Annotated in this window: 11 protein-coding genes; 1 reads left to right on the top strand and 10 read right to left on the bottom strand. The window is 50.6% G+C overall.

The features are described from left to right. From JET16_RS22655 to JET16_RS22640, 4 genes are all read right to left on the bottom strand, one after another. Complete coding sequence (locus tag JET16_RS22655) at nt 1-885, bottom strand: carbohydrate ABC transporter permease (RefSeq protein ID WP_199620741.1); 885 nt, start codon at nt 883-885, stop codon at nt 1-3. Between the two features lie 19 nt (nt 886-904). Beyond that, nucleotides 905-1795, bottom strand: coding sequence for an ABC transporter permease (locus tag JET16_RS22650; RefSeq protein ID WP_407673181.1), 891 nt, complete (start codon nt 1793-1795; stop codon nt 905-907). Nucleotides 1796-2004: 209 nt separating this feature from the next. Next, nucleotides 2005-4233 carry a helix-turn-helix domain-containing protein gene (locus tag JET16_RS22645; protein WP_199620735.1) on the bottom strand — a complete coding sequence of 743 codons (2229 nt, stop codon included), beginning with the start codon at nt 4231-4233 and terminating at the stop codon, nt 2005-2007. Nucleotides 4234-4470: 237 nt separating this feature from the next. Next, on the bottom strand, nt 4471-6348 hold the full coding sequence (locus JET16_RS22640) for a rhamnogalacturonan lyase (protein ID WP_233532096.1): 1878 nt from the start codon (nt 6346-6348) through the stop codon (nt 4471-4473). A 258-nt stretch (nt 6349-6606) separates the two neighbouring features. On the opposite strand from JET16_RS22640, the gene JET16_RS22635 reads away from it, so the two are divergent. Then, nucleotides 6607-7722 (top strand): hypothetical protein, encoded by a 1116-nt coding sequence (locus JET16_RS22635; RefSeq protein ID WP_199620729.1) that lies wholly within the window; start codon nt 6607-6609, stop codon nt 7720-7722. 85 nt (nt 7723-7807) lie between these two features. Here JET16_RS22635 and JET16_RS22630 read toward each other — a convergent pair whose 3' ends face one another. The 6 genes from JET16_RS22630 to JET16_RS22605 form a co-directional block, all read right to left on the bottom strand. After that, the gene (locus tag JET16_RS22630) at nt 7808-8611 is read right to left on the bottom strand and encodes a hypothetical protein (protein WP_199620726.1); all 804 of its coding nucleotides are present in this window, start codon (nt 8609-8611) and stop codon (nt 7808-7810) included. Then, nucleotides 8611-9402, bottom strand: a complete 792-nt coding sequence (locus JET16_RS22625; protein WP_199620724.1) for a DUF4367 domain-containing protein — start codon at nt 9400-9402, stop codon at nt 8611-8613. Before JET16_RS22625 ends, JET16_RS22630 begins: the two co-directional genes overlap by 1 nt. Further along, the gene (locus tag JET16_RS22620) at nt 9399-9950 is read right to left on the bottom strand and encodes a sigma-70 family RNA polymerase sigma factor (RefSeq protein ID WP_199620722.1); all 552 of its coding nucleotides are present in this window, start codon (nt 9948-9950) and stop codon (nt 9399-9401) included. Before JET16_RS22620 ends, JET16_RS22625 begins: the two co-directional genes overlap by 4 nt. Before the next feature lie 132 nt (nt 9951-10082). After that, entirely contained in the window at nt 10083-10385 is a 303-nt protein-coding gene (locus JET16_RS22615; RefSeq protein ID WP_199620721.1) for a type II toxin-antitoxin system RelE/ParE family toxin, read from the bottom strand. After that, on the bottom strand, nt 10372-10644 hold the full coding sequence (locus tag JET16_RS22610; protein WP_199620720.1) for a type II toxin-antitoxin system Phd/YefM family antitoxin: 273 nt from the start codon (nt 10642-10644) through the stop codon (nt 10372-10374). The genes JET16_RS22615 and JET16_RS22610 overlap by 14 nt, the downstream gene beginning before the upstream one ends. A gap of 102 nt (nt 10645-10746) precedes the next feature. Continuing rightward, the gene (locus JET16_RS22605) at nt 10747-12996 is read right to left on the bottom strand and encodes an FAD-dependent oxidoreductase (RefSeq protein ID WP_199620719.1); all 2250 of its coding nucleotides are present in this window, start codon (nt 12994-12996) and stop codon (nt 10747-10749) included. Nucleotides 12997-13062 lie beyond the last annotated feature (66 nt).

Raw genomic sequence — 13062 nt, 5'->3', positions numbered from 1 at the left:
CTACCCTTTGATCGAGCCCAGCAGCACGCCCTTGGCGAAATGCTTCTGTAAAAACGGGTACACCATAAGAATCGGAACCGTACCGACCACGATCACCGCCATCTTCACGGACTGATCGGGCGGCTTAACGAAGTTCGGATCCATATTGTTCATATCCCCGACGGCCAGCTGCGACAGCATGACGATTTCCCTTAACATCACCTGCAGCGGCCACTTCGTGTGATCGTTCAGGAACAACAATGCGGAGAAGAAGTTGTTCCAGTGGCCGACCGCATAAAACAATCCGAACGTGGCGATGACCGGCTTGGAAAGCGGTATGACGATTCGCCATAGCACGCCCATGTCGGAACAGCCGTCTATTCGTGCCGATTCTTCCAGGCCGGCCGGCAGCTGCTGGAAGAAGTTTTTAATGATGATCAGACTGAAAGCGCTGATCGCCCCCGGCAAAATGACCGCGGCATAGCTGTCCAGCATCCCAAGCTCTTTCACTAACAGATAGGACGGAATCATCCCGCCGCTGAAGAGCATGGAGAAGATGACGAGGTTCATCACGATATTGCGGCCCATTAAATCTTTCCGGGATAACGCATACGCCATCGACAGCGTAAAAGCCAAATTCGTCAATGTTCCGGCGACTGTAATGAATACGGAGTTGCCGATGCTCCGAAAAATCGTATCCGATGAAAAAATGTATTGATACGCGGCAAGCGACGGATCGGTCGGAAACAGGAAAAACTTGCGTTCCGTCAGCTCCACCTCCGTTGCGAACGACCCTGCGATAATATAAATAAACGGAAGCACCGTTAAGAGCGCGAAGGCGGCCAAAAAAGCGAAATTGAAGACGTCGAATAATTTTTCTCCCAACGTATCGTGGTTTTTGCGCACATTTTCCCCTCCCTTCCTCTTACAATAGCCCTTCTTGTCCGAACCGCTTGGCAAGCCAGTTGCTTCCGTAAATCAACACGATGCCCACGACCGATTTGAACAGGCCGATCGCCGTGCTGTAGCTGAACGCTCCTTGCGTAATCCCGACGAAATACACATACGTGTCAAACACGTCAGCCACCGAACGGTTCAACGAGTTCGTCATGAGGAATATTTGCTCGAAACCGTTATCAAGAAAATTGCCGAGCCGCAAAATGAGCAATATGACGATGGTGCTGCTGATCGCCGGAAGCGTAATATGAATCAGTCTTTGAAACCTGGTTGCTCCGTCCACAATGGCCGCTTCATACTGCTCCACGTCGACCGAAGCGAGCGCCGCCAAGAAGATGATGGTGCCCCACCCGGTTTCCTTCCACATAATTTGGAGAATGATCAACGGACGGAACCACGCGGGATCGGACAAGAAGTTGAATCTTTGCCCGGTGGCCAACGTGATCAGCTCGTTCAACACGCCGCCCGTCGTTAAGAACACGTATGTCATACTTGCAACGATAACCATGGAAATAAAGTGCGGCACGTACACGAACGTCTGGACCAATCGCTTGAACACGGCGATACGTACTTCGTTCAGCAATAGTGCGACGATAATCGGCGCAGGAAAGAAAAACACCAAATCGTATACGGCCAAAATGAACGTGTTGCGCAGCAGCCTGAAGAAATCCGGATTTGTAAAGAAATTGCGAAAGTGTTCGAAGCCGACCCACTCGCTGTTCCAGAAACCGACAAACGGTTGGTAGTTTTGAAATGAAATCAACACGCCCCACATGGGCAAATATTTGAATACGATGAAGTAAATCAATCCCGGCATCAGCAGCGCGTACATCCATTTGTCTTTCTTTAATTTGCCCATCCAGACCCGCTGCTTCGCTATTCCCGTCCGCGCTCTTTGTCTCGTAATTTGCATCTGCTCTCCCTTTCCGTTTCCATCGTTTATTCGAAGTATCTCCGGGTTTGCAAACACTTTCAATTCTACTTTTTTGCAGTGAAAAAACCTTGATAAATCAAGGTTTTTTCATGATAGGGCACTTTTTTTGCCCGATAGGCGTTTTTTGCATTTCTCTATGAAGATGCCCGGAATTGGCCGGGGGTAACGCCGACCTGCTTCTTAAAGATTCTATTGAAATAACGCTGCTGGTAGCCGACCTCAAACGCAATGTCATTGATTTTCAGATCCGTTTCCCGAAGCAGCTCTTTCGCCTTGTTAATGCGCAGCTCCGTAACATAATCGATAAAGTTGATGCCTGTCGTCTGTTTGAACAGCTTGCTCAGCGTATACGGATTGGTTCCTGTCAAGTCCGCGCATTGATCGAGCGAAATGTCGCGCATGTAGTTCTCATTGAGGTATTCGATGATTTGTTCCGCAATCCGCTTCAATTGCGTATTCGCACGCGCTTCCCTCTCCTCAATGAACGGTGCGATCACCTTATCTTTCATCCACTGCAGCATCTTGTCCGGTTCGCGGATTTGCGACAGCTGGCCGAACATGTTGTCACCCTTAAATAAATGGTACGTATTCAATCCGGATTGCAATATCGCATGCTGAATGCTGCCCAACAGTTGAAGCATGTTTTGCTGCACATGGATTTCGGTGCCGCCATAGGTGGAGAGCTCCTGTAAAAATTGCGCGACGGACCTCTCGGCCTCTTCCTTATTACCTGTTCGCATCGCTTGAATGATGTCCCGTTCCAACGCGAACGGATAGCAAATCCGGTCTGCGCCGAAGTCCGCCGGCAGCTTATCCATATGAAGCACTTGGTTTTGATTGATGAATTTCCTGTAGCCGGCAGCCCGTTCGACTTCCATGAATGAATCCGGAATGCTCTGAATGCTCCCGATTTGCCGGCTGATCGTAATCGTGACCTGCATCTTGATGATGCGGTTGACGGTTTTCGTTATTTCTTCCCCCAGTACTTGCAGCAAATCGGATACCGTTCCGTTCTCGATTCCGGAGTCAGGCGACATTACGAGCAAAGCCACCGACAAATCGTGAAAATTAACGACGCTGTATTGCTCCAATTGCTGGGCGGCCAATTCCTCGATGATGTTCGCAGCTGCGAAAGTAACCAAACTTTCGTCTCCGTGTGTAAATCGTTCATTTAACGCCTCATGTCCAGTAAGCTGAATGTGCAGTATACGGAACCGGTGGTTATCTACTTCCCACCCGTACAGTTCCATCCTCTTCCTCAAGTCTTCTTCCGAGTAAGCGTTCAAGTGCCCTTGAATGAGCTGCAGCAAAAACCCGGCTCTGGCGTGAGGACGCTGCTCCTCCATCCGTTGCCTTAAAGAATGTCTCTCTTTAGCCAGATCGTCGATGAGCCGCTCGACGGGAGAGTATACCCTGCGGGATGCGAACCACGACAAACTGATCGCAAGCAGCAGTCCGGACGCGCTCACAGCAATGATCATATTTGAAGCGACCACAACGGGTCCTGTTATAGCCGTCATTGGAGCGGCGGATATATACGTCCAGTCGGATGCGATGCGTTTCATCTTGCCGTAAGACACGGAGTATGTAACCCCGTTATAATCGAATAAGAACGTTCCCGAAGAGTTTTTTCGGCCGCTCACTTCACTCGTTAAGGCGGCGTTTATTCCTTGACCGCGGGCATTGTCCGAAGCGACGATATGTCCTGCCTCGTCGAGAAGCAGGGTGACGCCTTCATTGTAAGGGGTCATCGTCTTCAGCAGGTTGATGACTTTGTCCCGCTTGAGAGTCACCGAAATGACGCCGAACGGCGCGCTGTTGTCTCCGGGTATCTTATGCACAAGCACGATAGGGTCGCCAACGGCGGACGAGCTTGTTTCCGGCGCGGGCAGCCGGTTTGTCCAGTACACGTGTTTCTCCTCCCCGATCATCCGGTTGTAACCGGAAATAAGAGCAGGATCGGTTATGCTGTAGTATTCGGGTTTAAACAAAACCGGACTTGTCCCGCCGACGTACAGCTCTACTTTTTGAATGAGCGGGTGGGAACCTTGCAGAACGAGCAGCGTTTTCGAAATGTCCCAAGTCTCTTTGAAATGGTAAATAAACTTCAAATCCTGCAGGTTGGAGCCAAAACGAGGGGTAAATGCCCAATGGGATAAACTCATTTCCAGATAGCTCAATTGATCGTCGATGTTTTGCGCCCGTTCCGCAATTTGCCGCTGGTGGAGAACGCTTATATCCCGTTCGATGTAACCGACGGCAAACCAATAGACGCAGCCCCCGATTATCAGACCCGGAATGCTTGCGGTGACCAGGAACCATATTAAGCTTTTACGATAAAAGTTCCCTTCTTTCTTCGGCAAGAGCCATCAACTCCCCACACATAATTCAGAAAAGCGCTTTCATTTTTTCGTATTCAAATACCTCCCTACAAAATAGTATAATGCCTGCCATTCTATAAATGGTTTAAAAAACCGCTCTTTTTCGCAAAAAATCAGTGATATTTGTATTCATGCAAAAAGAGACCGCCCAATTGTTTGCTTAACTAGTAATGAAAGGGCGATCTCAATTCACGTTCTGTTAAGGTGTCACTTTAACAGCTATTCAAGCTCATCTTCCGCTTCGGCGGGAGCGATCACATACAGATCCGGCTTCGGCGGGGTCTCCATCCCTTCGCCGAGATAAAAGCTTGGATGCGGGGGCTGGTTATAGGCTACATTTTGCCATGCGATTCCCAGACGGTACACCGGATCGTGCATTAGTGTATAGATTCGGTAATCTGTCGGTGCAGTCGTCGTATAAATCCGAAGCGCGGAGCTGTCCTCCGTTCTCCATATCGCCTCTTCTCTCCAATCGCCGAGAAGATCCGCTTGCAAACTTGGATTTCCCTTCGTCCAGTTGTTGGAAAGCGTCCCTGTTGCGGTCAACAAGTTGACAGTGGTCTGATTCTCATAATCCCACTTATCGATCTTGCCGATTCCGCTTGATCCCGACCAGTTATGATCCAGCAGCTCGCGCAGCAGGTCGCCGTCCCACCAAATACCGAAGTTAATGGATGACGGGGTCGTATCGCTCAATTTCGTGCCGTTGCTGGTGTACAGACCGACCCCGGCCGAAGCCCACACTTCCTCGCCCAAATAACGAGGGTCGATATCTGCGGACATGCCTCTTCCGGTATCTCTTCCTGTGAACACGCCCCAAATCGCCTCACCGGTGTCTGCATCGCGGAATTCCGCGCCGTATAACGAGCTTCTCGGTTCATGAACTTGAAACACTTCCAATCCTGGTCTTGCGGGGTCCAAATCGCCAAGATGCATCGCGTCGCCGTGGCCTAAACCGGTCGTGTACAGCCCCTTGCCGTTATGATCCAGCGCCATGGCTCCGTAAATGATTTCATCCTTGCCGTCTTCATCCACATCCGCCACGCTCAAATTGTGGTTTCCTTGACCGCTGTAACCTTCCAATCCGGGCTCAGCGCTGTCAAACTTCCACAGCTTCGTGAGCTCCCCGTCACGCCAATTATACGCCACAAGCACTGTCCTCGTGTAGTACCCTCGCGCCATGACCAGGCTGGGCCGCTTTCCGTCCAAATAGGCGATCGTCGCCAGGAAACGGTCGACACGGTTGCCGTAGTCGTCGCCCCAAACCTGCTTCATCTCGGACAGCGGTCCTCTTGGAGGATCGTATTCGGTCGTAACCAATTCCGTTCCTGTTTGGCCGTCGAAGATCGTCAAGTACTCCGGTCCATCCAATATACGCCCCCAAGGATTACGGTAATCGGCGTCCGGATCCCCGATCACGTTGCCGGAAGCGTCGGTAGTGCCGTCGGCGGTCTTCATCGCCACTTCCGCTTTGCCGTCGCCGTCCAGATCATATACCATGAATTGCGTATAATGAGCGCCTGCGCGTATGTTGCGGCCGAGACCGATTCTCCAAAGCTGCGTGCCGTCCAGTTCATACGCGTCCACAAAAACTTCTCCGGTGATGCCGTTGTGAGCATTATCTTTCGAATTGGACGGGTCCCACTTTAAGACGATCTCATACTCGCCGTCGCCGTCCAAATCCCCGACGCTAGCATCGTTTGCGCTGTATGTATAAACGGTGCCGTCCGGATTCGTGCCGTCCGCCGGCTTGACGAGCGGAACGTCCAAGTAGTTCATATCCCATACTTGAGCGTCTTCGCACTGTTTCTTCTCCTTGCCGTTCAGCACTGGACACACAGTATATGTAGAGTCATTTGCGCCCGCCTCATCCAGCAGGTTGGTTCCGCCGGTCATCGGCGCTTCATTCAACTTCACACCGTTGCGATACACATTAAACGCGGTATCTTTCGGGTCCGTACCCAAGAACCGCCAGCTGACGAATACTCCGTCCGCCGTCTTCACCGCGACGACGCCTCGCTTCAAATACTCCATCTGGCGCGTCTGTTCAGCTCCCGCGGCCGCTTGCGGCGGTGTCATGTACCCAAGCAATGCCATACATAACAGGAACACCCCCGCCGTCCTCCATGCTTTTTTCACCATTATCACTGCCTCCCCAATCGTTTCCATCATTGTAAGTACTGCGGTTTTCACCTACAATAGTACTTTTTTGTACAGTCATAGTACTTATTTGGCAAAGTTGCAGTTTCTTGCGGACAACCTGTAATGGCAAATATTGTTGCAGCTTTCGGCATATGAATTTGTTTCGATGTAATGCGCAAATTAATGCTGTGAGACTTGTTTGGGGGGATTGATATGTTCAAGAGGATAAAGTGTGTGACCGTCTTTATTTTGTTAATTTCATTGTTTCCCGCACCAGATGTTCACGCCTCCGATGAAACTAATAAAGCCGTATTGATTATCAAGAGCTCTCCGGATTCGGAAATGGAGACTCGGCTCACGTTCATAAACAATAAAACTTTTGCGGGGATTGCCCGGCACCGGAAGCGAAAACAGGCGGAAGAAATACCCGTTTCGGATACATATTTAATTTTATCGGGAAACGGCGGAGCGGCTTCCACCTATGTTGTCGACCGCAACGGCAGCTTGATTCATGAACAAACTCACGAAATAATCGAAGTCGACAAGGCTGCAAAAACAAAACTGAAGGAGTATGCGGACAGCTTGCGATCGCTGCATTACGGAAAGCTTACTTCATGGGAACGCGCCAGAAGCATTATCCCGAGGAAAAAGAAGTTTAAAGTGATCGACATGGAAACGGGCTTATCATTCAATGTACAACGGAGAGCGGGAAGGAACCACGCAGATGTGCAGCCGCTGACAAGAGAAGACAGCGCCGTCATGAAGCAAATTTACAACGGGCGGTGGAGCTGGAATCGAAAGGCGATTTTGGTGAAGACGGAAGATCATCTGCTGGCTGCCTCGATGAACGGTATGCCGCACGGAGGCGACGGCATTCCGGGGAACGGGTTTTCCGGTCATTTTTGCATCTTCTTCCTGGGGAGCGCCACTCATGGCTCGAGAAAGGTTGATCTGGAGCATCAATTGATGGTGCATAAAGCCGCCGGCGAATTGGACGACTATTTCAACCGCGCTTCGCCGTATCAAATTGCGGATACTTTCTTCGCGGCTATGAACCTTAAGGAATCCGAAATATTAAAGATGAGCTTCACGCATGCGAATCATGAGCAGCTTCTTTATTTTCTGCAGGAGAGAGATTCGATAACAGGTATCCGCAAGAGAGCCGATTTTCACCAGCAGGAAGACGATGCCGATTTGTTGACGTTGGATATACCCGTTGATGTCAGCGTGGTTCGGGACGGTCAAGAGGAACGGGCGGAGTTTATTTTTAAAATGGCAAGAACATCTCCTGCGGATCCTTGGAAAATCGGTCATATGGATATGAAATGACTAACACCACCGGGTTTCACCAGTGGTGTTAGTAGTTGTTTCCGAACGCTCCTCAAACTTATGCGAATAGATCCCTTTACTTCCCTTATTTTCCCGATAACCGCAGCTTGCGGATTGCGATGATGAGGCCTGCCAATACTACCGCTCCCACTACCGAGAATACGACAGGCAACGAGACGGACGCACCTGAGGCTGCGGGCGCATTCGCGCTGGCTTCAGCTTGCGCTTGATCAACCGCCTGCGTGCTGAACGTTACCGCTTGCTCCCCCTCCACTACTTTCACGATGTCACGGCCGAATTTCTCATAGAGATATTCCGCATGGCTCTCATTGTATGGAGTAATACCGATTTCCACATAACCGTTGTTCGGTCTGGTATAGGTTACAGTAAATCCTTGCTGCGCGATCTCGTCTTTGCCCTGCCCGAAGACAAAATCATTGATCTCGTTTTGCTTTTGCAGAAGCGCATCCTCAGCCGCTTGATCGGCCGCAGGCGCGGGAGCTTCAGTCGTCGCCATCAACGTTGTGGCCTGCACTCCTTCAACGACCTTCACGATATCGCGGCCGAACTTCTCATACAAGTACTCCGCATGGGCTTCGGTATAAGGAGTGATTCCAATCTCGACATAACCGTCCATAGGTCCCGTATTGGTCACCGTGAAGCCTTGTTTCGCGATTTCGTCTTTGCCTTGCTCGAATACGAATTCGTCAATTTCCTTTTGCTTTTGAAGCAAATCGGCTTCGGTAACGGTTTGTTGGTTTTCAGCTGCGGATACGGTTACGTTCTGCGGTGCGGCAAGCGCGGCGCCTGCCGAAAACACGGCCAAACAACCGCCGATAATTAACACCTTAGTCAAGCTTACTTTTACGGAAAACTTATTATTTGTCATTATTTTTTGCCTCCTATGGATTCATTATTCATGGCCATCGATCTGGCGACTGATAAAGCTTCATCTTCGGACAGCTTTCCCGTCAATGTATACCGGACGCCGCTCGCGTTCCAGTGCAGTTCAGTGGATTGATCGGTTTCGCCGGATTTCATATAGCCGGTGAAGCCGTTGATGTCGACCGTCTTAACGTCTTCCGCAATATACGGCTCCGCTAGTTCGCTTGCGGTCAGTTCGAACGAACCTTCGCCAGAGACATAACTGAATGTGACGCTCATTACCTCGTCCGCCTGAGGTCCGGAAGCATTAATACTTTGAAGTTTGTAGCCGTCCGGTATAAACGACGGAATGAACAATGCACTGCCGAACTGCTCGTTCGCCTCTTCAACCGATTGAAGCTGCCATGTTATGTCTTTGACGGTGCTTGGAGGACCGTCTGATGCCTTAAACGGCGTATCCGACGGCTGCACACCGGTTGCAGGCGGCAGATCGACGTTCCCCTGAATCCCTTCACCCGGATCCTGCAGCGTCGTAGGTGGCGGTGCCGGCGACTCGGAAATCGACGGGGCGACGACAAACAGAAAACCCGCAACGGCGGCGGCGACCGCAAAGCCCGAAAGCCGTCTCCTCCAGCTGTAATTGAACTTGTCTTTAATCGAAGGTCGCTCATATCCCTTTAGTGAACTCTGTAGCACCTTATCTTTCAGCCGGGAATCGAATTGAACATTTCCAAACAGCAGCTCGTCGGCTTCAATCTTGAGTTGTTCACGAATGTCCCGATCCGAGATGCTCATAATGCCAATCCCTCCCTCTCCAGGTATTCCCCCAGTAATTCTCTTGCTCGATGAAGTCTGCCTCGAACCGTTCCTTCGGAAGATCCGGTTGCCTCGGCAATCTCGCGTGTCGTCAGATCGAGATAGTAATACAGATAGATGACCTCATGGTATTGGGAAGGAAGCTTGACGACATGCTTGAGGATTGCAGTCCGGCTTAAACGGTCCATGGCCTCATCTTCGACGCTGTAACTCTCTGTCTTCTTCAGAAGCAACGGGTCTGTCGGTTGCTCCAACCCCATCTTTAAGCCCAACTTGTCTTTGCACAAATTGATGGTTATTCTTGTCAGCCATGTTTTCACACTGCTGTCCCCTCGGAAGGTCGACCAGTTTTTATAGGCTCGAATGAATACTTCTTGGCTTACGTCTTCGGCAAGATGCTGATCTCCCAGGTAAAAATACGCTGTGCGCAACACCGCCGAACCGTAATCCGTCATCATCTTTTCAAGCGCTGAGGAGGGTTCCTTGGGGAAGCATGATTTTTCGTCTTGGCCGGCCGGCCTCGCCATGTAACCACCTCCGTACACTTATAGACGGCGTTGCTTCCGATTCCGCTACATCATTTGAAAAAGAATTTTTTCCCAAAAAAAGAAAGACTGCCGACTTTGTCGACAGTCTGACGCGGCACAGGCCGCGAAACATTATAATAACAACTCATATTGCCGCTTACCATGCAGAATACGTCTGATCTGCACCGAATCGCCAACTACCACATAAAACACAAGATAAGATTGCACCACAAGAACGCGGTAACCTTTTGCTCGAAGAATGGGATTTTTCATTAGCGGATACCGGTAAGGCAATTCTGCAAGCGACACTACTTGATCTACTATCCCATCATACAGCCGAATATCCTCAAAGGAAGTTTGATCATTAATATAATCGATAATTTCCTGTAAATCCCTCTGCGCCGCAGGGAAGATCAGAACTTTATATTTTTCCACGAATGTTGGACCTTAGCTTACTTGCCACTTCCATGAAGTTCTCTCCGGAGGCTCCGTTTGCAATCTCCGCTTCGGCTTCGGACAATTTGCCGTATAATTCGATTAAAGCTTGCTGGCGTTCATACTGCTCGATGCTCATAACGACCATGTCACCGGTACCATTCTTGGTAATGAATACAGGCTCCCTCTCTCTATGGCAAAATTCGGAAATTTCATTCGCGTTATTTCTTAAGTCGGAAATGGGACGGATTGCAGGCATACTTACTCACTCCTTGAATCATATTACATCTGACTACATTTTAGCATAATTATGCACAAAATAAACAGCAAATTACGAGTATATATTCACATGACACATCACTTACACGTATACCCTCATCTCGACCGCTTGCGCGAACGGGCTTCCGTTCGTCGATTCCACCACCAGCCGGATTCGGTCAGACTGCACAGGTTCGTCAAGACGGTGCAGTCTTTTTCGCTTCCGGTTGTCTTTAACGCTCACAAGTACGACCCATTCCCCGTTAACCTTCGCTTCCACCCGGTAGTCTTTCACCAATTCCGGAATAATATCGAACGGTGTCCGGTGATGATGCAGGTTGATCAAATCCTCGTTTACATCGTCGTTAAAGGTAATATGAACCTGCCGGACAGCCCGGCTGCGGTCCCACTCCAATTGCACCCACTCTTCCGTTCCCGCCTTCATCGGCTCGGACATCCACAGATGCGGAGTGCCGTACGGTCGAACGTATCCGTCGATCAATTTTTCTTCGCTATAAGCGGTCGTCTCCGGGTACATTCGGAAGCAGAACGGTTCGCGGACCAAGCTTTTCATGCTCCAGAGCACAACCGGCTGCAAGTCGTCATGATCCTCGAGAGTTTTCGCCGCATTCGGCTTCGCGCGCTTTTCGAACGAGAGAACGCCGAACACAGGAATATCGGATAAATAAAGATGAATGTTTTCGTTCGCTTTTATGATGATGAACGCATTTGCCGGCTCATCAGGCGTCCAAGGCACTTCGAACCGAACCCATTGTTTGGTTCCGGCCGGAACTTCGACGCGCGCTTCGGTTCTCTTGTTGGCGGGAACATAATTTTCCTTGCGTCCCGTATCCCACAGCTCCGCTTCTAGAACGGTCGGTTCCGCAGCATCGATCAGAAGCTCGATCACGTCCAGACGCGGTTCCACCGGCACGAGAATACCGACGTCCTGGGTAAGCCGGTATGTTTCTTTCCCATTCTCTACTCGTAATGTCTTGTAAACGCTTGAAGCGGATACGGAAGCCGTCCGCGCCAAATCGTTCGCGTCCTCGTTATGAAGGCCGATAATGGAAGCGTCCTGACGCAGCATCACCTGCTGCAATTGTTTCATGTGGTCACTGTGCAGCTGTCTCGGGGTGATGCCTTTCTCCACGCTCAAAGCGGCGCCGCTGCCCGCCGCTTCACCGATGACGGCGCATGTGGCCATGACCCGGGTCGTCCCGAAAGCGACGTGGGTTGCGCTGATGTCCCGACCGGCGAACATCAGGTTGGATACGTTTGCAGAATACAAAGATCGGAACGGTATATGATAGATCCCGTCAGCATGCATATGCTTGGAGCCGCTCTCTTCGGCATACATTCCTTTCGGCGGATGCAGATCGATCGACCATCCCCCGAACGCAATCCGGTCTTCAAACTCCCTCTGGGCAATAATGTCGTTCTGGTTCAACACATAGTCGCCTAAGAAACGGCGGTATTCGCGTTTACCGGGAATGGAGCCGACCCACTCCAATGTCATCGTATCCGCGTCGAACTTGCCCGAGTTTTTAATATAATCCCAGATGCCGTAGATGACGGACCACAACTCGTCGCGAATGCGTTCGTTGTCGTGAACCGTATCCAATTCGCCGCCCCATTCGATCCACCAATAATGGCATCCGCTGTCGCCGCTGCGGATGACCCGGCGGATCGGAATCGATGTTTCCGTAATATCTTTGGCAAAGCCCGGCGGAACGAACTTCACCGGATGACCGGCGTCTTTGGTATAGAATAAAATCGTGCTCCCCAGCGTAATGTCGTCGGCAACTTCCGGAGCCCATTCTTCATTGTATTCGTGACGCGCTTCCCGGCCGATCCGGTATTTGGCGCCTGCCAGAAATCCGACCAATCCGTCACCGGTACAATCCAAATACATCTTGCTCTCGAATCGAATCCGGCGCTCCGACCCCATCATCCATCCTGTAACGGAGCGAATCTCCCTGTTGCTCTCCTCGCCTTCCGCTTCCACTTCATGCACGTCCGTATTTAAGAATAATTGAATATTCGGCTCGGCGCGCACCGTTTCCAATACGACCAAATCCCAAAGATACGGGTTCCCGTCGGGATTGCGGTACTGATTCTCAACAAACATTTCGCCCATAATCCCCGTTTCCCTCGCATAACGGTTCGTACCGTGCCCAGTAGCGCCGCAAACCCACACCCGGACTTCACTGCTTGCATTTCCGCCCAAGACGGGCCTATTTTGTACGAGCGCAACAGTTCGTCCAAGCCTTGCCGCGGCGACCGCTGCGCATACTCCGGCCAATCCTCCGCCGACGACCGTTATATCTGTTTGCACTTGTTCGGTTTTCACAATGGACCACCTCGTTTATCGAAAATGAATACTTCATATCTATATTTTCATCATAATAATCGGGAT

The organism is Paenibacillus alkalitolerans (genome assembly GCF_016482785.1).
Taxonomy (GTDB): Bacteria; Bacillota; Bacilli; order Paenibacillales; family YIM-B00363; genus Paenibacillus_AE; species Paenibacillus_AE alkalitolerans.
Note: the sequence above shows the minus strand (reverse complement) of the source record. Positions and strands in the feature narration are given on the sequence as shown.

What these genes read in the sequence shown, in the direction of transcription:
- JET16_RS22650 (WP_407673181.1), bottom strand. Translation starts at nt 1,795, where the DNA reads ATGGGCAAATTAAAGAAAGACAAATGGATGTACGCGCTGCTGATGCCG.
- JET16_RS22640 (WP_233532096.1), bottom strand. Translation starts at nt 6,348, where the DNA reads ATGGCATTGCTTGGGTACATGACACCGCCGCAAGCGGCCGCGGGAGCT.
- JET16_RS22635 (WP_199620729.1), top strand. Translation starts at nt 6,607, where the DNA reads ATGTTCAAGAGGATAAAGTGTGTGACCGTCTTTATTTTGTTAATTTCA.
- JET16_RS22630 (WP_199620726.1), bottom strand. Translation starts at nt 8,611, where the DNA reads ATGACAAATAATAAGTTTTCCGTAAAAGTAAGCTTGACTAAGGTGTTA.
- JET16_RS22625 (WP_199620724.1), bottom strand. Translation starts at nt 9,402, where the DNA reads ATGAGCATCTCGGATCGGGACATTCGTGAACAACTCAAGATTGAAGCC.
- JET16_RS22620 (WP_199620722.1), bottom strand. Translation starts at nt 9,950, where the DNA reads ATGGCGAGGCCGGCCGGCCAAGACGAAAAATCATGCTTCCCCAAGGAA.
- JET16_RS22610 (WP_199620720.1), bottom strand. Translation starts at nt 10,644, where the DNA reads ATGCCTGCAATCCGTCCCATTTCCGACTTAAGAAATAACGCGAATGAA.